This is a genomic window from Serratia sp. CY38905 (genome assembly GCF_052168875.1).
Lineage (GTDB): Bacteria > Pseudomonadota > Gammaproteobacteria > Enterobacterales > Enterobacteriaceae > Serratia > Serratia sarumanii.
On sequence record NZ_JBJNLV010000001.1, the window covers coordinates 928,415 to 949,041 of the forward strand.

Here is a 20,627-nt window from a genome sequence, read left to right on the forward strand (position 1 = left end):
CTCACGCCTTACCCGGCCTGAACATCCGGGAAACTTATGTCACATACACATGCTCTCCATCTCGTGAAAAAACGAGATGCGATATTCCTTTGGGTCTTGCTTGGCTGGCTGGCGTTCGCCCTGCTGCCGAGCTGGAGCCTGGATTACGGCCTGCTGGAGTCCACCGGCGATGAAATCCTCGCGGCCTACGGCTGGTCACACCGCAATGTCAGCTGGCTATGGTGCCTGTTGCCGAGCCTGCTGCTGCTTCGCCCCTACGCCCCGGCGGGCGGTGAACGGCGGCGGCGCCACGCGTTCGATGCCGGTTGGGCGCTGCTGTGCATGGCCTTTATCGTCGTCAGCGCCACGGTGGCGGGGCGCGGTTTAGGCTACGCCACCCTGGTGCAATTGACCGCGCTGGGCGCCATCATGACGCTGGCGCTGACCCGCCTCGAATGGCTGGGTGGCGACCGTTTCGTTATCGGTGCGCTGGTCACCATCGTGGCGCTGATCGGCGTCTTCATCGTCTGGCCGAGCATCGCGATTTTCATTCCGATGTTCACCGACCAGACGGGTGCGTTCGCGCCGCTGGCGTTTATGAACGTGCTGTCGCAGGCGCATATCGTTCAGGTGATCCTCAACTCCATCGCCCTGTCGATCGCGGTGGGCGCCGGCTGTACCTTCTTCGGCCTGGTGCTGGCGATTTACACCACCCGCATCGCCAAGCGCAGCGCCATTATCGGCCGCATTTTCTCCATCCTGCCCATCGTCACGCCGCCGTTCGTCGTCGGCCTGGGCGTCACGCTGATGATGGGGCGCTCCGGCTACGTCACCGAGTGGATGGTGGCCTGGTTCGGCCTGACCAACACCAACTGGCTGTACGGCTTTACCGGCATCTGGCTGGCGCAGGTGCTGGCGTTCACGCCGATGGCGTTCATGATCCTCGACGGCGCGATCAAGACCATTCATCCTTCGCTGGAAGAAGCCTCCTACACCCTGCGCGCCAGCCGCTGGCAAACCTTTAACGGCGTGTTCGTGCCGCTGCTGAAACCGGCGCTGGCCAACGCGTTTCTGATCGTGGTGGTGCAATCGCTGGCCGACTTCAGCAACCCGCTGGTGCTCGGCGGCAATTTCGACGTGCTGGCGACGCAAATCTATTTCTACATCACCGGCTCACAGCTCGACTATCAGGCCGCCAGCACCCTCGGCGCCTTCCTGCTGCTGTTCTCGCTGCTGGTGTTCTGCATTCAGTACCTGTGGATCGGCAAGCGTTCCTACGTCACCGTGTCCGGCAAATCCTACCGCGGCGACGTACAGCCGCTGCCGGTCACGCTGGTGTGGAGCGTGATCGCGCTGCTGGCGGTGTGGGTAGCCTTTAACGCCCTGCTCTACGGCAGCATTTTCTACGGCAGCTTCACCGTCAACTGGGGGGTGGATTACACGCTGACGCTGGATAACTTCATCAAGCTGTTCGGCCAGGGTATGAGCGACGGCGCGTGGCCTTCGCTGCTCGACACGCTGCTGTACGCCGGGATCGCCGCGCCGATCACCGCCGCCTTCGGCCTGCTGATCGCCTGGATCGTGGTGCGCCAGCAGTTCAAGGGCAAAAAGACCATCGAGTTCACCACCATGCTGTGCTTTGCGGTGCCGGGCACCGTGGCCGGCGTCTCTTACATTCTCGCCTTCAACAGCGCGCCGGTGTACCTCACCGGGACGGCCGCCATCGTGATTATCTCGATGGTGATGCGCAACGTGCCCGTGGGCATTCGCGCCGGGATCGCCGGGCTGGGCCAGATAGACAAATCGCTGGACGAAGCCTCGCTCAGCCTGCGCGCCGGCTCGCTGCGCACCATCACGCACATCCTGCTGCCGCTGCTGCGCCCGGCGATCCTGTCGGCGCTGATCTACAGCTTCGTGCGCGCCATCACCACCGTCAGCGCCATCGTCTTCCTGGTCACCCCCGATACCCGCGTGGCCACCGCATACATCCTCAACCGCGTGGAAGACGGCGAATACGGGGTGGCGATCGCCTACGGTTCAATTCTGATCGTGGTGATGCTGGCGATTATTTTCCTCTTTGACTGGCTGATCGGCGAGGCACGCATCTCCCGTTCAAAAGCCAAAAACCAGGCGTAATGGAGCCCATGATGAGCCAGAAAAATTTCGTTGAACTGCGCAACGTCTCCAAACGGTTCGGCAGCAACACGGTGATCGATAACATCGCGCTCACCATCCCTAGGGGGCAGATGGTGACGCTGCTCGGCCCTTCCGGCTGCGGCAAGACCACCATTTTGCGCCTGGTCGCCGGGCTGGAGAAACCGAGCGACGGGCAGATATTCATTGATGGCGAAGACGTCACCCATCGTTCCATCCAGCAGCGTGACATCTGCATGGTGTTCCAGTCTTATGCCCTGTTCCCGCACATGTCGCTGGGGGAAAACGTCGGCTATGGCCTGAAGATGCTCGGCATTCCGCGCGCCAAAGTGAAAGCGCGCGTGCAGGAAGCGCTGGCGATGGTGGATCTGGCGGGGTTCGACGATCGCTATGTCGATCAGATCTCCGGCGGCCAACAGCAGCGCGTGGCGCTGGCGCGCGCGCTGATCCTCAAGCCGAAAGTGCTGCTGTTCGACGAGCCGTTGAGCAACCTCGACGCCAACCTGCGCCGCAGCATGCGCGAAAAGATCCGCGAGCTGCAAAAGCAGTTTGATATCACGTCGCTGTACGTCACCCACGATCAGAGCGAGGCTTTCGCGGTCTCAGACACCGTGCTGGTGATGAACAAGGGGCATATCATGCAGATAGGCTCGCCGCAGGATCTCTATCGGCAGCCGGCGTCGCGCTTTATGGCGAGCTTCATGGGGGACGCCAACCTGTTCCGGGCCGGCTTCAGCGCGGACTATGTCGATATCAGCGGCTATCGCCTGCCGCGCCCGGCGCACTTTGCCACCGAAGGCGCCGGCACGGTGGGCGTGCGGCCGGAAGCGATCACGCTGAGCGAGCACGGCGAGGAAAGCCAGCGCTGCGTGATCCAGCATGTCGCCTACATGGGGCCGCAGTATGAGGTGACGGTGGCGTGGCATGGGCAGCAGATTTTGCTGCAGGTTAACGCCACTCGCCTGCAGCCGAACGTCGGCGAACATTATTATCTGGAAATTCACCCCTACGGCATGTTTATGCTGGCGGACGCAGCATAATAAGCATCACTCTTAAGCGTTAGAATAACGGCCATTCCGCATAGAATGGCCGGAAATAACCGTCTCAAAAACCGTATTTATCTATTTTTACAATTCCACCCAAGTCCTTGTTCAATCGAAAAATAAATACAGCCGCATTCATTCAAAAATAACTACCAGGGCCGACAAGGGTGATATTTTTATTTAGATAGGGTAAGCTTTATCCCGCAGTCGAAATTATTTAACGGCCAACTCAAGGAGAAATTCATGAGCAACAATGCAAACGCACAGGCGCAGCTGGATAATTTACGCAACGTCGCTTCCCAGCTGAAGGAAATGCGCCACTATGCGCAGTCGAATACCGAGACGCTCTCCGCACACTGGCTGGCCTTCGATCAGGGGGAATGCAAAAATAAGGCATTCGCCGAAGCCATTAACGACCTGTTGAATAAACAGGGTGCCTGTCTGGAAGGGCTGGAAAAAACCATTCAGGATATCGAGATAGAATTGAACCGTCTCGACAACGCCGCCTGATAATACCGATTTAAATAAACCCGCCGCGTGCGGGTTTATTTTTAGCTGCGGCAGATGACGCGCGCAATATTCCCTGAGGTCGTCAGCGCGCGTATTTCGCTGAACAGTTCGGTGGCTTCTTCATATTCCTTGCGCAAATAGCCCAGCCACTGTTTGATACGCGCCACGTGATACAGGCCGGTGTCGCCCTGCTTTTCCAGATGGACGTATTTTTGCAGCAGCTCAACCACCTGCGGCCAGGGCATGCGCGGTTCGTTGTACTTCACCACCCGGCTCAGGTTCGGCACGTTGAGCGCGCCGCGCCCCAGCATGATGGCGTCGCAGCCGGTCGTCTGCAGGCAATCCTGCGCGCTCCGGTAATCCCAGATCTCGCCGTTGGCGATCACCGGAATGCTCAGCCGCTGACGGATCTCGCCGATCGCCGCCCAGTTGATGCGATCCGCCTTGTAGCCGTCCTCTTTGGTGCGGCCATGCACCGTCAGCTCGCTGGCGCCCGCCTGCTGCACCGCATCGGCGATTTCAAAACTACGGTTGGAGGAGTCCCAACCCAAACGCACCTTCACCGTGACCGGCAGATGGGTCGGCACCGCCGCGCGCATCGCTTTGGCGCCCTGGTAGATCAATTCCGGATCTTTGAGCAGCGTCGCCCCGCCGCCGCTGCCGTTCACCAGCTTGGACGGGCAGCCGCAGTTGAGATCGACGCCGTAAGAGCCCAGCTCCACCGCGCGCACGGCGTTCTCCGCCAGCCACTGTGGGTGCTGCCCCAGCAGCTGTACGCGCACCAGCGTGCCCGACGGCGTGCGGCTGGCGTGGCGCAGCTCCGGGCACAGCCGGTAGAACGATTTGGCCGGCAGCAGCTGATCGACCACGCGCAAAAATTCGGTGATGCACAGATCGTAGTCGTTCACCTCGGTGAGCAACTCACGCACCAAAGAATCGAGAACGCCCTCCATCGGAGCCAATAATACGCGCATGACCAATCCCAGCTAAAAAAAGACCCGCAATGATACGGGTGAATGCCCGCGCCAGACAAGCCTCTGCGGGCATTAAAAGCGCCGTCAGCCCAGCCGGCGGATCGGTTGGCCGGCGAGGAACGCCGCAATGTCCTCGACCGCCTCGGTGAAGTAGGCGCGGTAGTTGTCGTCCGCCACGTAGCCCACGTGCGGCGTCGCCAGCACGTTGGGCAACTGACGAAACACATCGTCGGCCGGCAGCGGCTCCGTCTCGAACACGTCCAGCCCGGCGCCGGCGATCTTCCGCTGTTGCAGCACGTCCACCAACGCCGCCCGATCGACGATCGCCGCACGCGAGGTGTTGAGCAGGTAAGCGGTGGGCTTCATCGCCGTCAATTCGTCACGCCCCACCAGCCCGCGGCTGCGATCGCTCAGCACCAGGTGGATAGAGACAAAATCGCTCTGCTCGAACAACGCCCGTTTGGACGGCGCCAGTTCAGCCCCCTCCTGCGCCGCCCTTTCCGCCGTCAGGTTCTGGCTCCAGGCCAGCACCCGCATGCCGAACGCCTGCGCCACCCGGGCCATCTGGCCGCCGATCTTGCCCAGCCCCAGCAGCCCCAGCGTTTTCCCCTGCAGGGTGACGCCGAGATCCCGCTGCCACGGGCCGTTGTTTTGCAGCCCGACGCTTTCCGGCACGATATGCTTCGCCAGCCCGAGCAGCAGCGCCCAGGTCAGCTCCATCGGCGCCGCCGACCCGCTGCTGGTGCCGCACACCACCACGCCGCGCTCGGCGGCGGCGGCCAAATCGATAGCGGCGTTGCGCATGCCGGAGGTGATCAGCAGCTTCAGCTTCGGCAGCCGCGCCAGCAGCGAGGCGGTCATCGGCGTGCGCTCGCGCATGATGACCAGAATGTCGCACTCCTGCAGATGCACCGCCAGCTCCGCCTCATCGGTAAAGTGCGCGCTGATGGCGGACACCTCCACCCGCTCGGCCAGCGCCGACCAGTCCGCCATCTTGAGCGCCACCTGCTGGTAATCATCGAGAATTGCGCACTTCAATTTCATCTCCGTCTCCTGGAATCTAGGGGTAGCCACCGTCCAGCCTAGTACGAAAATGCCTTTCCGCCAGGCAAAAAAAAAGCCGCCCGTATCGGCGGCTTACTCTTAGAGCAATCAGGCTTATTCGGCCGGTTTGCGATTGCGCGGGCGGCGCGAAGGCGCGCCGGAACGGCGCTGGCCGTCACCCTGCGGGCGGGCGTTACCGTTGCCGTTGCCGCGGTTTTCACGCTGGCCGCCGTTCGCGTTACCGCTGCGCTGACCGCCGCCGTTACCGGAACGCTGGCCACCGCCGTTGCCGCGCGGCGCACCGCGCCCGCCACCCTGGCGGCCGTTGATGATCGGCTCGGCCTTGATGGTCGGATCCGGCTCGTAGCCCGGCAGCGCGATGCGTGGAATTTCACGCTTCAGCAGACGCTCGATGTCGCGCAGCAGCTTGTGCTCGTCCACGCACACCAGCGAGATAGCTTCGCCGGTGCGCTCCGCGCGGCCGGTACGGCCGATACGGTGCACGTAGTCTTCCGGCACGTTAGGCAGCTCGTAGTTCACCACGTGCGGCAACTGGTCGATATCCAGACCGCGCGCCGCGATATCGGTGGCCACCAGCACGCGGATGCGGCCGTCTTTGAAGTCCGCCAGCGCACGGGTACGGGCGCCCTGGCTCTTGTTGCCGTGGATCGCCGCGGCGGTGATGCCGTCTTTGTTCAGCTGCTCCGCCAGGTGGTTGGCGCCGTGCTTGGTGCGGGTAAACACCAGCACCTGTTTCCAGTCGCCTTCGCCGATCATCTGCGACAGCAGTTCCCGCTTACGCTTCTTGTCGACGAAATGCACGCTCTGTTCGATCTGCTCGGACGCGGTGTTGCGGCGCGCCACTTCTACCGAAGCCGGGTTGTGCAGCAGCTTGTTGGCCAGCGCCTTGATGTCGTCGGAGAAGGTGGCGGAGAACAGCAGGTTCTGACGCTTGGCCGGCAGCTTGGCCAGCACGCGGCGGATGTCGTGGATAAAGCCCATGTCCAGCATGCGGTCCGCTTCGTCCAGCACCAGAATTTCGATTTTGGACAGGTCAACCGCGTTCTGATGTTCCAGATCCAGCAGACGACCCGGCGTCGCCACCAGGATATCGACGCCGCCGCGCAGCTTCATCATCTGCGGGTTGATGCTCACGCCGCCAAACACCACCAGCGAACGCAGGCGCAGGTGTTTGCTGTAGGCATCGACGTTTTCGCCGATCTGCGCCGCCAGCTCACGGGTTGGCGTCAGGATCAGCGCGCGCACCGGGCGACGGCCCTTGACCGGATGGTCATGCTTGCTCAGCAGCTGCAACAGCGGCAGGGTAAAACCGGCGGTTTTACCGGTGCCGGTCTGGGCGCTGGCCATCAGGTCACGACCTTCCAGCACGACAGGAATAGCCTGACGCTGAATTGGCGTCGGTTCGCGATAGCCCTGTTCTTCAACAGCGCGCACAATTTCAGCACTTAAGCCGAGGGTTTCAAATGACATAAAGAGAAAAACTCCAGATCCCCCCTAACCTAACGGTGTTCGGTGCAGTTTCCTGGGAGGATGATCAGACGGGGCATTAAGCATGACCACGAGGGATTGGCACAAACTGCAGTGCACCAGGCGGCGATTGTAACAGAAGTCGCGCAATAAAAAGCACTTTTACGCACCCAGAGCACAATCTGCCGTAAATTCAGCATTGTCTGAAGCCGATCACATAACTCATTGTGATTAGCGGTTGCGTTTTAAACAATCTGGCATAAAGTTAATCATATGATTGATTAACTTCGAGCGTGACCCATGCCAGCTTCCGTCCCTCATCAGGCCGCCGGCCGAGCGCGCGGCGAGCAAGCGCGCCGGCAGCTGCTCGCCGCGGCGACCCACCTGTTCGGCGAATATGGCCTGCAGGGCGCCACCACCCGCGATATCGCCCAGCGCGCCGGCCAGAACATCGCCGCCATCACCTATTACTTCAGCTCCAAAGAGGGGCTGTACCTGGCCGTGGTGCAGTCGCTCGCCGATTTCATCCAGCAGGCGTTCGCCCCGCTGGCCGAAGAGGTCGATCGCTTCTGGCAACAGCCCGTCGCGCTGCGCTCACCCGACGCGGCGCTGCGTTTGCTGCAGCGTGGCCTGCTGGCCTTCAGCGAACTGATGACCCAGCCGCACACGCTGAACCTGAGCAAAATCATGTCGCGCGAACAGCTCGCCCCGACCGACGCCTACCCGCTGATCCACAGCCAGGTGATCGCGCCGATGCACGAGCGGCTGTGCCGCCTGCTGGCGGCCGCCACCGGCATCGACGAACGCGCCCCCCGCCTCGTGCTACATACCCATGCGCTGATCGGCGAGGTGCTGTCGTTCCGCGTGGCGCGCGAAACCATCCGCCGTCAGGCCGGCTGGCAAGAGATTGGCGAGGGCGAAGCGGCGCAAATCGCGGCGGTGCTGAGCGAACATATCGAGATTCTGGTTGTTGGGCTGCGCCAACGTCACGGCGCGTAAATTCAGGCAGGGAGTGTTATGAACAAAAAACGCAGTGCCTTGATCGTGTTGTTAATTCTGCTGATCGCGGCCGCCGCTTACGGGGTATGGCATTACCAACAGCAGCAGGATAAGCCGCTGACGCTGTATGGCAACGTCGACATCCGCACGGTGAACCTCGGCTTTCGCGTCGACGGCCGCCTGGCGTCGCTGACGGTGGATGAGGGCGATGCCGTTCAGCCGGGCCAGCTGCTCGGTAAGCTGGACGACGCCCCCTACCGCAACGCGCTGCAGCAGGCCGAAGCCAACGTCGGCAGCGCGCGCGCCAAGCTGTCGTTGCTGCAGGCCGGTTACCGCGCCGAAGAGATCGCCCAGGTGCGGTCGGAAATGGCGCAGCGCCAGTCCGCCTTCGCCTACGCCGACAGCTTCCTGAAACGCCAGCAGGGGCTGTGGGCGAAAAACGCTACCTCCGCCGACGCGCTGGAGGATGCGCGCACCGCCCGCAATCAGGCGCAGGCCAACCTGCAGGCGGCGAAGGACAAGCTGTCGCAATACCGCAGCGGCAACCGCCCGCAAGAAATCGAACAGGCCAAGGCCGACGTGGCGCAGAGCGAGGCGGCGCTGGCGCAGGCACAGTTGAACCTGCAAGACGCCACGCTGGTTTCCCCTTCCGCCGGCACGGTGCTGACCCGCGCGGTGGAGCCGGGCACCATGCTCGGCGCCGGCGGCACGGTCTTCACCCTGTCGCTGACCCGGCCGGTGTGGGTGCGTGCCTACGTCAACGAAACCAGCCTGAGCCAGGCGGTGCCCGGCACCGAACTGGAGATCTACACCGACGGCCGCCCCGGCAAGCCTTATCACGGCAAGATCGGCTTCGTCTCGCCGACCGCCGAATTCACGCCGAAAAGCGTTGAAACGCCGGATCTGCGCACCGATCTGGTGTACCGCCTGCGGGTGATCGTCACCGACGCCGATGACGCGCTGCGCCAGGGCATGCCGGTCACTCTGCGCTTCGCCAAACCCTGAGGCCGGCCATGGAACAGGCGCACACCATTGAGCTGGAAGGGCTGGAGAAGCGCTTCCCGTCGCTTGAGAAACCGGCGGTCGCCAGCCTGACCACCACCCTGCGCAGCGGCGCGGTGATCGGGCTGGTCGGCCCAGACGGCGCCGGCAAAACCACCCTGCTGCGCATGCTGGCCGGGCTGCTGCAGCCCAGCAGCGGCAAACTGCGGGTCGCCGGGCTGGATCCGATCGCGCAGGATCGTCAACTGCACGCGATCCTCGGTTACATGCCGCAGAAGTTCGGGCTGTATGAGGATCTGACGGTGATGGAGAACCTGACGCTGTACGCCGATCTGCGCGGCGTCACCGGCGATCTTCGCCGCCAGACCTTCGAGCGGCTGTTGAAATTCACCGATCTGACCCGCTTCACCGAGCGCCTGGCGGGCAAGCTGTCCGGCGGCATGAAGCAAAAGCTGGGCCTGGCCTGCACGCTGCTGGGCGAACCTCAGGTGCTGTTGCTGGATGAGCCGGGCGTCGGCGTCGATCCGATCTCGCGCCGCGAGCTGTGGCGCATGGTGCACGAACTGGCCAACGACGGCATGCTGATCCTGTGGAGCACGTCTTATCTCGACGAAGCCGAGCAGTGCCGCGAAGTGCTGCTGCTCAACGAAGGCGAGCTGCTGTTCAGCGGCGCGCCGCAGGCGCTGACCCGCCGTATGGCCGGGCGCACGGTGTTGATCGCCGCGCCCCCCGGCAGCCATCGATCGCTGCTGCAGCGGGCGATCTGCCTGCCGGCGGTCACCGACGGGGTGATCCAGGGCAAGTATCTGCGCCTGATCCTGAAGGAAGGCGAAGATCACCGCCGGCTGTTGCAAGCGCTGGATCTACCGGACGCCGAACTGGACGAAGCGGATCCGCGCTTCGAGGATGCGTTTATCGATCTGCTCGGCGGCGGCCCCAATCACCGCTCGGCGCTGGCGGAGATCATGCCGACCGTCAACGGCGCAAGCGGTGAAACGGTGATCGAAGCGGTGCAGCTGACCAAAAAATTCGGCGACTTCGCCGCTACCGATCACGTTGATTTCCAGGTGCGGCGCGGCGAAATTTTCGGCCTGCTCGGGCCGAACGGCGCCGGCAAGTCCACCACCTTCAAAATGATGTGCGGCCTGCTGATCCCCTCCAGCGGCAAGGCGCTGGTGCTGGGGATGGATCTGAAGACCAGCTCCGGCAAGGCGCGCCAGCGGCTCGGCTACATGGCGCAAAAATTCTCGCTATACGGCAACCTGACGGTGGCGCAGAACCTGAAGTTCTTCTCCGGCGTCTACGGCCTGGGCGGCAAGGCGCAGCGCGACAAAATCGACGAGATGTCCCGCGCCTTCAACTTCGCGCCGATCCTCGATCAGACGCCGGACGCGCTGCCGCTCGGCTTCAAACAGCGCCTGGCGCTGGCCTGCGCGCTGATGCACGAACCGGATATCCTGTTCCTCGACGAACCGACTTCCGGCGTCGATCCGCTGACGCGGCGCGAGTTCTGGTTGCACATCAACGGCATGGTCGACAAGGGCGTCACGGTGATGGTGACCACCCACTTTATGGACGAGGCGGAGTACTGCGACCGCATCGGCCTGGTGTACCGCGGCAAGATCATCGCCGCCGGCACGCCGGACGATCTCAAACAGCAGGTGGCGCGCGACGACAATCCCAACCCCTCGATGGAGCAGGCATTTATCGAGCTGGTGCAGGGCTACGATGAGGAGGAATCACGGTGAGCGATAACCGCACCCCAATCGACGACGGCGGCTTCTCCTGGCGCCGGCTGCGCGCGCTGTGCCTGAAGGAAACGCGGCAGATACTGCGCGATCCCAGCAGCGGCCTGATCGCCTTCGTCATCCCGCTGATGCTGCTGTTTATCTTCGGCTACGGCATCAACCTGGACTCCAGCAAGCTGCATCTGGGCATTCTGATGGAGCAGCAGAGCGAAGACGCGCGCGATCTGGCCCACGCCTTCGCCGGTTCGCCCTATATCGAACCGACCATCAGCGACAACCGCCAACGGCTGATCCAGCAGATGCAGGCCGGCACGATCCGCGGCCTGGTGGTGATCCCGGTGGATTTCGACCAGCGCATGGCGCGCCCGCACGACAGCGCCCCTATCCAGGTGATCACCGACGGCAGCGAGCCGAACACCGCCAACTTCGTGCAGGGTTACGCCCAGGGCGTATGGCAAGTTTGGCAGCAGCAGCGCGCCGCCGATCGGGGTAACAGCGACAAGCCGCTGATTGACGTGCAGATGCGCTACTGGTTCAACCCGGCGGCCATCAGCCGGCACTACATCATTCCCGGCGCCATCACCATCATCATGACGGTGATCGGCGCCATCCTCACCTCGCTGGTGATCGCCCGCGAATGGGAGCGCGGCACCATGGAGGCCCTGCTGTCCACCCAGGTGACGCGCAGCGAGCTGCTGCTCTCCAAGCTGATCCCTTATTACTTCCTCGGCATGGCCGCCATGGCGCTGTGCATGGCGGTGGCGGTGTGGGTGCTCGGCGTACCCTATCGCGGCTCGCTGCTGATCCTGCTGCTGATCAGCAGCCTGTTCCTCGCCAGCACCCTCGGCATGGGCCTACTGATCTCCACCCTCACCCGCAATCAGTTCAATGCGGCGATGGTGGCGCTGAACGCCGCCTTCCTGCCGTCGATCATGCTGTCCGGCTTCATCTTCCAGATCGACAGCATGCCGGCCATCGTGCGCGCGGTGACCTACATCATTCCGGCGCGCTACTTCGTCAGCACGCTGCAAACGCTGTTCCTGGCGGGCAACGTCGGCACCGTGCTGCTGATCAATCTGCTGTTCCTGATCGCTTCCGCGGTGGTGTTCATCGGCCTGACGGCCTGGAAAACCCAGCGCCGGCTGGATTGAGGAGAAAAGCGATGTTTCATCGTCTGTTGACGCTCATCATCAAGGAAATGCAGGCGCTGCTGCGCGATCCGCAAACCCGCGCCATTTTAATCATGCCGGTGATCCTGCAGGTGCTGCTGTTCCCGTTCGCCGCGACGCTGGAAGTCACCAACGCCACCATCGCGGTCTACAGCGAGGACAGCGGCCAGGCCTCGGTAGAGCTGACCCAGCGCTTCGCCAAGGCCAAGGCCTTTCAACACGTGCTGCTGCTGCGCAGCCCGCAGGAGATAAAGACCACCATCGACAATCAGCGGGCGCTGCTGCTGATCCGCTTCCCGGCGCAGTTCTCGCGCGATATCGCCACCGGCAACACCGCGCCGCTGCAGCTGCTGCTCGACGGGCGCAACTCCAACAGCGCGCAGATCGCCGCCAACTACGTGCAGCAGATCGTGCAGGAATATCAGAACGAGCTGCTCGGCAACCGCGCTAAACCCAACAACAGCGAGCTGGTGGTGCGCAACTGGTATAACCCGAACCTGGACTACAAATGGTTCGTGGTGCCGTCGCTGATCGCCATGATCACCACCATCGGCGTGCTGATCGTCACCTCGCTGTCGGTGGCGCGCGAACGCGAACAGGGCACGCTGGAACAGCTGCTGGTCTCGCCGCTCACCACCTGGCAGATCTTTATCGGCAAGGCGGTGCCGGCGCTGATCGTCGCCAGCTTCCAGGCCAGCATCGTGCTGCTGATCGGCATCTTCCTGTATCAGATCCCGTTTGCCGGATCGCTGCTGCTGTTCTATGCCACCATGCTGATCTACGGGCTGTCGCTGGTCGGTTTCGGCCTGCTGATCTCGTCGCTGTGCGCCACTCAGCAGCAGGCGTTCATCGGCGTGTTCGTGTTCATGATGCCGGCGATCCTGCTCTCGGGTTACGTCTCGCCGGTAGAGAATATGCCGGTGTGGCTGCAGGATCTGACCTGGGTTAACCCGATACGCCACTTCACCGACATCACCAAGCAGATCTACCTGAAGGACGCCAGTTTCAGCATCATCTGGCACAGCCTGTGGCCGCTGCTGGTGATCACCGCCACCACCGGCAGCGCCGCCTACGCGCTGTTCCGCCGCAAAATCGCATAAAAAAGGCTCTGCATGTCACATGCAGAGCCTGGTAAGTCCTAGGGATTTCAAGCTGCTGCTTGAAAGGCCACGGATTTAGCGACGGTTGCCGAAGATACGCAGCAACATCAGGAACAGGTTGATGAAGTCGAGATACAGCGTCAGCGCGCCGACGATGGCGTACTTGCGGAAGCTGTCTTTATCATCGGCGTTCAGCTGCTCGCCCATCGCCTTGAGTTTTTGCGTGTCGTACGCGGTCAGGCCGACGAACACCACCACCCCGATGTAGGTGATCGCCCACATCAGCGCGGTGCTTTTCAGCCAGATGTTCACCAGCGAGGCCAGCACGATGCCGATCAGCGCCATGAACAGCATGCTGCCGAAGCCGCTCAGATCGCGCTTGGTGGTGTAACCGTACAGGCTCATGGCGCCGAACATGCCGGCGGTGACCACGAAGGTGCTGGCGATCGAGCTGTAGGTGTAGGCGATGAAGATGCTCGACAGCGTCAGCCCGGTCAGCGCCGAGTACAGCATGAACAGCGAAGTGGCCACCGCGCCGCTCAGGCGGTTGACCATGCCGGAGATCACGAACACCAGCGCCAGTTGAGCGATGATCAGGCCGAAGAAGGTGATCTGGCTGGAGAAGATGAAGTTGAGGATCGCGGGCGTGTTGGCCGCATACCAGGAAACGAACGCCGTCAGCAGCAGACCGCAGGTCATCCAGCCGTAAACCTGCGCCATGTAGGCCTGAATGCCGCTGTTGGCACGTTCGACGATTGAACCATTAGAGCGTGGATATCGGTCCATGACGGTTACCTTTTGCGTTGTAAACAAGATTCCGAAGCCCCGCGAACGGGGCTTCGCCTGCTATAAGCGTACCACAGAATATGCCGGGCGAAAGCGGCAAAGGTCTTGATTTGTTTCCGCTGTTGACGCGTTATTTAGCCGCGTCGTGCCAGCGCTGCGCGGCCTCGCGATCGCTGTCGCGGGCGTCCACCCAACGATCGCCCTGGCCGGTGGCTTCTCGCTTCCAGAACGGCGCGCGGGTCTTCAGGTAGTCCATGATGAACTCGCTGGCGGCGAACGCCATGCTGCGGTGTGCGCCGGTCACGCCGACGAACACGATCTCGTCGCCGGGATACAGCGCGCCGACGCGGTGGATCACCGTCACCCGCTGCAGCGGCCAACGGCTGCGCGCCTCGGCCACGATCTCCGCCAGCGCCTTCTCGGTCATGCCGGGGTAGTGTTCCAGCGTCAGCGCGCTGACGTCGTCACCCAGATTATGGTTGCGCACCTTGCCGGTGAAGGTCACCACCGCGCCATCGGCGTCGCACTGCGCCAGCCACTGGTACTCGTCGCCGACGTTGAACGGCGCTTCGCCCACGCGAATGCGGGTATTTTCCATGCTTACCCCCCGGTGACCGGCGGGAAGAAGGCCACTTCATCGCCGGCGCGCAGCGGATGGTCCGCCGCCACCAGCGACTGATTGACCGCCGCCAGCAATTTGCCGGACTCCAGCGCCAGCGCCCAGCGATCGCCGCGCGCACACAGCGCCTGGCGCAGCGCCTCGACGGTCGGGTAATCCGCCGGCATCGACAGGCCGCCGGTGCCCACCAGTTCGCGCACCTGCGCGAAGAAAAGAATATCGATCATACGTTCACCTTAAAATCGCCGGATTTGCCGCCGCTTTTCGCCAGCAGGCGCACCGGGCCGATCACCATGTCTTTCTGTACCGCTTTGCACATGTCATAAATGGTCAATGCCGCCACCGAGGCGGCGGTCAGCGCCTCCATCTCGACGCCGGTTTTGCCGGTCAGCCGGCAGCAGGTTTCGATGCGCACCCGGCTGTGCTGCGTTTGCGCCTCCAGCTGCACTTCGACCTTGCTCAGCATCAGCGGGTGGCACAGCGGGATCAGCTCCCAGGTGCGTTTGGCCGCCTGAATGCCGGCGATGCGCGCCGTGGCGAACACGTCGCCCTTGTGATGGCTGCCGTCGACGATCATCGCCAGCGTGGCGGGCAGCATCTCGACGAAGGCTTCGGCGCGCGCTTCACGCACCGTTTCGGCCTTGGGGGAAACGTCGACCATATGGGCTTCGCCGGCGGCGTTAATGTGGGTTAGCTGTGTCATGACTCAGGGCTTCTTCAAGTGGGGCTGGAAGTTGCACGGGCGATGGCGCGCGTCCAACTGCTCTTCGATAATCCGCTCCCAGGCGGTGCGGCAGGCGCGGGTGGAGCCCGGCATGGCGAAGATCACCGTGCGGTTGGCCAGGCCGGCCAGCGCGCGCGACTGGATCGTCGCGGTGCCGATCTCTTCGTACGACACCATGCGGAACAGTTCGCCGAATCCTTCCACCTCTCTGTCGAACAGCGGCAGCAGCGCTTCAGGCGTGTTGTCGCGGGCGGTAAAACCGGTGCCGCCGGTGATCAGCACCGCCTGCACGTTGTCATCGGCGATCCAGGCGGAAACCCGCGCGCGGATCTGGTAAATGTCATCTTTGACGATGGCGCGATCCACCACCTGGTGGCCGGCTTCCTGCGCCGCTTCCTGCAGATAGTGGCCGGAGGTGTCTTCCGCCGCGCCGCGGCTGTCGGAGACGGTCAGGATGGCGATATGCGCCGCAATAAACTCGCTGCTCGCATGGCTCATGGTTCAATAGGCTCCTATTGGCTGTCAGCCGCCGATAAACGACAGGTTCTGGGTGATCCCGCTGTTGCCCTGATGCAGGAAATGGGTCTGCTTCTTGCTCAGCAGCCCGCTCTGGATGCGCGCCTTCAGCGCGTCGAGCTGGCCGTCCTCGGCCAGCAGATCGCGCAGGGGCACCCCCTGCTCACCGAACAGGCACAGGTGCAGATTGCCGATGGAAGAGACGCGCAGCCGGTTACAGCTGGCGCAGAAGTCTTTTTCATACGGCATGATAAGCCCCACCTCGCCCTGGTAGTCCGGGTGGCTGAACACCTGCGCCGGGCCGTCGCTGCGGCCGCGTGCCTGGCGCTGCCAGCCCTGCTGCTCCAACTGCAGGCGAATCACTTCGCCGGAAACGTGGTGTTTGCGAAACAGCTCGCCGCCCTCGCCGGTTTCCATCAGTTCGATAAAGCGCAGCTGGATAGGCCGGTCCTTGATCCAGGCGAGAAAGGCGCCGAGCTGCTGGTGGTTAACGTCGCGCATCAGCACCGCGTTGACCTTGACCTTGCTGAAACCGGCGCTGAAGGCGGCGTCGATGCCGTCCATCACCTGGCGGAACTTGTCCTGACCGGTGATGGCGTGAAACTGGCGGGGATCCAGGCTGTCGATGCTGACGTTGATCGCCGTCAGACCGGCGTCACGCCAGGCGGCGACGTCGCGCGCCAGACGGTAGCCGTTGGTGGTGACCGCCAGGGTACGGATGGCCGGGTTTTCCCGCACGGCGGCGATGATCTCGGTAAAATCGCGGCGCAGCGAAGGCTCCCCGCCGGTCAGGCGCACCTTTTCGGTGCCCAGTTCGGCGAACGCGCGGCTGACGCGGCGGATTTCATCCAGCGACAGGAAGCTTTTCGGGCTGCCGCTCGGCTTGTAGCCGTCGGGCAGACAATAGGTGCAACGAAAGTTGCACACGTCGGTGATCGACAAGCGCAGGTAATAGAACTTGCGCTCATAAGCATCAATGAGTTGCGGCACCATAACACCTTTCCAAAGTCGGGAGATGCGAGCGTTTCCCCTCTGCACCCTGGTGGCTGACTTCGCCACGGCCCAGGCGCCATATCGTTCCGGATGAACAACGTAGGCGCAGGGGCTAGGAGTTTGATTTCTCTTCCCGCTACCTTGAGTAGCCGGAACGAAACCGTGGTTTTCAGCAGAATTCTAGCGCTAATCGGCAACGATAGCCAACGCGTAAATTCGCTATATAATTGTCTATACAGCGTTTTTAGACGCCGCGTATTCTGGTAAACCATGATAAACATCACTTGCGCGGACGAATTGACCGGAATCACGCAAATGACACTCTTATCGCGTTTTTATGCCGGATCCGTTACCTTATGCGGGCAGTTCAGCCCCTTTGTAAGGAAATTTATGCGTAATCGTACCCTGGCCGATCTCGACCGCGTGGTGGCGTTAGGCGGCGGACACGGCCTGGGCCGTGTGATGTCGGCCCTGTCGTCCTTAGGCTCCCGCCTGACCGGCATCGTCACCACCACCGACAACGGCGGTTCCACCGGCCGCATCCGCCGTTCGGAAGGCGGCATTGCCTGGGGCGATACCCGTAACTGTCTCAACCAGCTGATCACCGAACCGAGCGTCGCCTCGGCGATGTTCGAATACCGCTTCAGCGGCAACGGCGAACTGGCCGGCCACAACCTCGGCAACCTGATGCTGAAAGCGCTGGATCACCTGAGCGTGCGCCCGCTGGAAGCGATCAACCTGGTGCGCAGCCTGCTGAAGGTGGACGCGGCGCTGATCCCGATGTCGGAACAGCCGGTGGATTTGATGGCGCACGATCACGAAGGCAATCACGTTTACGGTGAAGTGAATGTCGATCAGCTGGCCCATATGCCGCAGGAGCTGATGCTGTCGCCGCCGGTCAGCGCCACGCGCGAAGCGCTGGACGCCATCGCGCAGGCCGACGTGATCCTGATCGGGCCGGGCAGTTTCCTCACCAGCCTGATGCCGCTGCTGCTGCTGGACGATCTCACCCAGGCGCTGCGCCGCAGCAGCGCCAGCATGATCTATATCGGCAACCTCGGCCGCGAGCTGAGCGTGGCCGCCGCGGCGCTGTCGCTACAGGATAAGCTGACGCTGATGGAAGAGAAGATTGGCCGCCGGATGATCGATGCGCTGATCGTCGGCCCGGCGGTAGACGCCAGTGAAGTGCAGGATCGGGTGGTGATTCAACAGCCGCTGGAAGCGAGCGACATCCCCTACCGCCACGATCGCCAGCTGCTGCGCCAGGCGCTGGATCGGGCGCTGGTGGCGCTGGCCGCCCGCCGCTGACCGAATTTAACCGTCTCGCCCGCGCAGCCAAGGGTTATCGCTCGCTGGGGCGGGATGGCTGACCATATCGATATACAGATCTTCCACCTCTTTGCGCGCCCAGGGCGTGCGACGCAAAAACTTCAGGCTGGACTTGATGCTCGGATCGCTGCGGAAGCAGTTGATGCGAATGCGTGCGCCCAGCTCGGACCAACCGTAGTGATCCACCAGCTTATTCAGCAGTTGCTCCAGCGTCACGCCGTGCAGCGGGTCTTTGGACTGGTGTTGGCTCATGTTCGGTACTCTTCGTGGTCAAATCGGGCCGCACACCTTAACAGCTTTGACGCGGCCGACAAGGAATTTCGACGCCCGCCGCGCGGGCGCCATCCAACGGTCAGGAAATCGCAATAAACTGCTCGCGCAGCTGGTGGATCTGGTCGCGCAGCGCAGCCGCCTGCTCGAACTCCAGGTTTTGCGCGTGGGTGTACATCTGCGCTTCCAGATCGCGGATTTTCTGATCCAGCGCTTTCGGCGTAAGGTTCTGCAGCGAAGCGCCGCCGTCCGCCGCCTTGCCCTTGCCTTTGCTCTTGGCGCGATTGACCGGCTGGCCGATCTGCAGAATGTCGCCGATCTTCTTGTTCAGCCCCTGCGGCACGATGCCGTTGGCTTCGTTGTAGGCCTGCTGCTTCGCGCGGCGCCGCTCGGTTTCACCGATCGCCTTGGCCATCGAATCGGTGATGCGATCGCCATACAGGATCGCCTTGCCGTTCAGGTTACGCGCCGCGCGGCCGATGGTCTGGATCAGCGAACGCTCGGAACGCAGGAAGCCTTCCTTGTCGGCGTCCAGAATCGCCACCAGCGACACCTCAGGCATGTCTAGCCCCTCACGCAGCAGGTTGATGCCCACCAGCACGTCGAACTCGCCCAGACGCAGGTCACGAATGATTTCGACCCGTTCCACGGTATCGATATCCGAGTGCAGGTAGCGCACGCGCTCGCCATGCTCTTCCAGGTATTCGGTCAGGTCTTCCGCCATGCGCTTGGTCAGGGTGGTCACCAGCACGCGCTCGTTGATCGCCGCGCGCTTGCGGATCTCGGAGAGCAGATCGTCCACCTGGGTGGCGACCGGCCGCACCTCCACGATCGGATCCAGCAGCCCGGTCGGCCGCACCACCTGATCGATCAGATCGCCGCCGGATTTCTCCAGCTCGTATTTGCCCGGCGTCGCGGAGACATAGATGGTCTGCGGCGCCAGCGCCTCGAACTCCTCGAAGCGCAGCGGGCGGTTGTCCAGCGCCGACGGCAGGCGGAAGCCGTACTCCACCAGCGTTTCCTTGCGCGCGCGGTCGCCCTTGAACATCGCGCCGATCTGCGGAATGGTGACGTGGGATTCGTCGACCACCAGCAGGCCGTCCGCCGGCAGGTAGTCGAACAGCGTCGGCGGCGGCTCGCCCTCGGCGCGCCCGGACAGGTAGCGAGAGTAGTTTTCGATGCCCGAGCAGTAGCCCAGCTCGTTCATCATCTCCAGATCGAACTGGGTGCGCTGCGTCAGGCGTTGCTCTTCCAGCAGCTTGTTGTTGGCCAGCAGCACCTTGCGGCGGTCCGCCAGATCGACCTTGATCTCTTCCATCGCCTGCATGATCCGCTCGCGCGGCGTCACGTAGTGCGATTTCGGGTAGATGGTAAAGCGCGGCACCACCTGCTCGATCTGCCCGGTCAGCGGATCGAACAGCGACAGCCGCTCCACTTCTTCGTCGAACAGCTCGACGCGCAGCGCCAGCTCGTCCGACTCCGCCGGGTAAATGTCGATCACCTCGCCGCGCACACGGAAGGTAGCGCGCTGGAAGGCCTGATCGTTGCGGGAATATTGCAGCTCCGCCAGGCGGCGCAAAATGGATCGCTGATCGATGATCATCCCCTGGGTCAGGTGCAGCATCATCTTCAGGTAAAGATCCGGATCGCCCAGGCCGTAGATCGCCGACACCGACGCCACCACCACCACGTCGCGCCGCTCCAGCAGCGCCTTGGTGGCGGAAAGGCGCATCTGCTCGATATGCTCGTTCACCGAAGCGTCTTTTTCAATGAAGGTGTCGGAGCTGGGCACATAGGCTTCCGGCTGGTAGTAGTCGTAGTAGGAGACGAAGTATTCCACCGCATTCTCCGGGAAAAACTCTTTCATTTCGCCGTACAGCTGCGCCGCCAGCGTCTTGTTCGGCGCCAGCACCATGGTCGGCCGATTCAGATCGGCTATCACGTTGGCGATGGTGAATGTCTTGCCCGAACCGGTGACCCCCAGCAACGTCTGGTGCGCCAGGCCGTCTTCCAGCCCCTCTTCCAGCTTGCGGATGGCTTCCGGCTGATCGCCGGCCGGTTTGAACTCTGAATGCAGTTTGAAAAGTTTACTCATTGCTCGGCTACCCTGTGGAGATGCGCGCGCTCAGGCGGCCAGCCGGCTCTGCGCCGGGCATGGCCCCTAATTATGGAAAGTGTCG

Annotated in this window: 20 protein-coding genes and 1 riboswitch; of the genes, 9 read left to right on the plus strand and 11 right to left on the minus strand. The window is 62.6% G+C overall.

Annotation, left to right across the window (positions count from 1 at the left end):
- Nucleotides 1-36: 36 nt before the first annotated feature.
- From ACJ8MK_RS04695 to ACJ8MK_RS04705, 3 genes are all read left to right on the plus strand, one after another.
- Entirely contained in the window at nucleotides 37-2,115 is a 2,079-nt protein-coding gene (locus ACJ8MK_RS04695; protein WP_442517559.1) for an ABC transporter permease, read from the plus strand.
- Nucleotides 2,116-2,126: 11 nt separating this feature from the next.
- Nucleotides 2,127-3,173 carry a ferric ABC transporter ATP-binding protein gene (gene fbpC, locus ACJ8MK_RS04700; RefSeq protein ID WP_442517560.1) on the plus strand — a complete coding sequence of 349 codons (1,047 nt, stop codon included), beginning with the start codon at nucleotides 2,127-2,129 and terminating at the stop codon, nucleotides 3,171-3,173.
- A gap of 246 nt (nucleotides 3,174-3,419) precedes the next feature.
- Nucleotides 3,420-3,686 carry a hypothetical protein gene (locus ACJ8MK_RS04705; protein WP_033637517.1) on the plus strand — a complete coding sequence of 89 codons (267 nt, stop codon included), beginning with the start codon at nucleotides 3,420-3,422 and terminating at the stop codon, nucleotides 3,684-3,686.
- A 41-nt stretch (nucleotides 3,687-3,727) separates the two neighbouring features.
- Here ACJ8MK_RS04705 and dusC read toward each other — a convergent pair whose 3' ends face one another.
- From dusC to rhlE, 3 genes are all read right to left on the minus strand, one after another.
- Entirely contained in the window at nucleotides 3,728-4,660 is a 933-nt protein-coding gene (dusC, locus tag ACJ8MK_RS04710) for a tRNA dihydrouridine(16) synthase DusC (protein ID WP_442517561.1), read from the minus strand.
- 84 nt (nucleotides 4,661-4,744) lie between these two features.
- Nucleotides 4,745-5,704, minus strand: a complete 960-nt coding sequence (locus tag ACJ8MK_RS04715; protein WP_103829744.1) for a D-2-hydroxyacid dehydrogenase family protein — start codon at nucleotides 5,702-5,704, stop codon at nucleotides 4,745-4,747.
- A gap of 114 nt (nucleotides 5,705-5,818) precedes the next feature.
- The gene (gene rhlE / locus ACJ8MK_RS04720) at nucleotides 5,819-7,195 is read right to left on the minus strand and encodes an ATP-dependent RNA helicase RhlE (protein WP_033637514.1); all 1,377 of its coding nucleotides are present in this window, start codon (nucleotides 7,193-7,195) and stop codon (nucleotides 5,819-5,821) included.
- Between the two features lie 297 nt (nucleotides 7,196-7,492).
- On the opposite strand from rhlE, the gene cecR reads away from it, so the two are divergent.
- Genes cecR through ACJ8MK_RS04745 form a run of 5 tightly spaced genes read left to right on the plus strand, consistent with a single transcriptional unit; the run spans nucleotide 7,493 to nucleotide 13,210 of the window.
- Nucleotides 7,493-8,191 carry a transcriptional regulator CecR gene (cecR, locus tag ACJ8MK_RS04725; RefSeq protein WP_442517562.1) on the plus strand — a complete coding sequence of 233 codons (699 nt, stop codon included), beginning with the start codon at nucleotides 7,493-7,495 and terminating at the stop codon, nucleotides 8,189-8,191.
- A gap of 18 nt (nucleotides 8,192-8,209) precedes the next feature.
- On the plus strand, nucleotides 8,210-9,196 hold the full coding sequence (gene hlyD, locus ACJ8MK_RS04730; RefSeq protein WP_033647110.1) for a secretion protein HlyD: 987 nt from the start codon (nucleotides 8,210-8,212) through the stop codon (nucleotides 9,194-9,196).
- Nucleotides 9,197-9,204: 8 nt separating this feature from the next.
- On the plus strand, nucleotides 9,205-10,941 hold the full coding sequence (locus ACJ8MK_RS04735) for an ATP-binding cassette domain-containing protein (protein WP_049235001.1): 1,737 nt from the start codon (nucleotides 9,205-9,207) through the stop codon (nucleotides 10,939-10,941).
- Entirely contained in the window at nucleotides 10,938-12,092 is a 1,155-nt protein-coding gene (locus tag ACJ8MK_RS04740; protein ID WP_033637510.1) for an ABC transporter permease, read from the plus strand. Before ACJ8MK_RS04735 ends, ACJ8MK_RS04740 begins: the two co-directional genes overlap by 4 nt.
- 11 nt (nucleotides 12,093-12,103) lie before the next feature.
- Entirely contained in the window at nucleotides 12,104-13,210 is a 1,107-nt protein-coding gene (locus tag ACJ8MK_RS04745) for an ABC transporter permease (RefSeq protein ID WP_033647114.1), read from the plus strand.
- Nucleotides 13,211-13,285: 75 nt separating this feature from the next.
- On the opposite strand, the gene ACJ8MK_RS04750 is transcribed toward ACJ8MK_RS04745, so the two are convergent.
- From ACJ8MK_RS04750 to moaA, 6 genes are all read right to left on the minus strand, one after another.
- Complete coding sequence (locus ACJ8MK_RS04750; RefSeq protein WP_033637508.1) at nucleotides 13,286-13,996, minus strand: Bax inhibitor-1/YccA family protein; 711 nt, start codon at nucleotides 13,994-13,996, stop codon at nucleotides 13,286-13,288.
- A 130-nt stretch (nucleotides 13,997-14,126) separates the two neighbouring features.
- Nucleotides 14,127-14,594 (minus strand): molybdopterin synthase catalytic subunit MoaE, encoded by a 468-nt coding sequence (gene moaE / locus ACJ8MK_RS04755; RefSeq protein ID WP_004939764.1) that lies wholly within the window; start codon nucleotides 14,592-14,594, stop codon nucleotides 14,127-14,129.
- Between the two features lie 2 nt (nucleotides 14,595-14,596).
- The gene (moaD, locus tag ACJ8MK_RS04760) at nucleotides 14,597-14,842 is read right to left on the minus strand and encodes a molybdopterin synthase sulfur carrier subunit (RefSeq protein ID WP_019453985.1); all 246 of its coding nucleotides are present in this window, start codon (nucleotides 14,840-14,842) and stop codon (nucleotides 14,597-14,599) included.
- Nucleotides 14,839-15,318: a cyclic pyranopterin monophosphate synthase MoaC gene (gene moaC, locus ACJ8MK_RS04765; protein ID WP_428948788.1), complete on the minus strand. Its 480-nt coding sequence runs from the start codon at nucleotides 15,316-15,318 to the stop codon at nucleotides 14,839-14,841. Before moaC ends, moaD begins: the two co-directional genes overlap by 4 nt.
- Before the next feature lie 3 nt (nucleotides 15,319-15,321).
- Nucleotides 15,322-15,837, minus strand: a complete 516-nt coding sequence (moaB, locus tag ACJ8MK_RS04770; RefSeq protein ID WP_033637505.1) for a molybdenum cofactor biosynthesis protein B — start codon at nucleotides 15,835-15,837, stop codon at nucleotides 15,322-15,324.
- Between the two features lie 24 nt (nucleotides 15,838-15,861).
- Nucleotides 15,862-16,848 carry a GTP 3',8-cyclase MoaA gene (gene moaA / locus ACJ8MK_RS04775; RefSeq protein WP_041033959.1) on the minus strand — a complete coding sequence of 329 codons (987 nt, stop codon included), beginning with the start codon at nucleotides 16,846-16,848 and terminating at the stop codon, nucleotides 15,862-15,864.
- Nucleotides 16,835-16,979: riboswitch (molybdenum cofactor riboswitch) on the minus strand. It overlaps the preceding gene by 14 nt.
- 259 nt (nucleotides 16,980-17,238) lie before the next feature.
- Here moaA and yvcK point away from each other — a divergent pair.
- A complete protein-coding gene (yvcK, locus tag ACJ8MK_RS04780; protein ID WP_033637504.1) occupies nucleotides 17,239-18,156 on the plus strand; it encodes a uridine diphosphate-N-acetylglucosamine-binding protein YvcK in 918 nt (305 codons plus the stop codon).
- Between the two features lie 6 nt (nucleotides 18,157-18,162).
- Here the strand turns inward: yvcK and ACJ8MK_RS04785 are convergent, their stop codons facing one another.
- Complete coding sequence (locus tag ACJ8MK_RS04785; RefSeq protein WP_004939783.1) at nucleotides 18,163-18,429, minus strand: VF530 family DNA-binding protein; 267 nt, start codon at nucleotides 18,427-18,429, stop codon at nucleotides 18,163-18,165.
- A gap of 100 nt (nucleotides 18,430-18,529) precedes the next feature.
- A complete protein-coding gene (gene uvrB, locus ACJ8MK_RS04790) occupies nucleotides 18,530-20,542 on the minus strand; it encodes an excinuclease ABC subunit UvrB (RefSeq protein WP_033647115.1) in 2,013 nt (670 codons plus the stop codon).
- Between the last annotated feature and the right edge of the window lie 85 nt (nucleotides 20,543-20,627).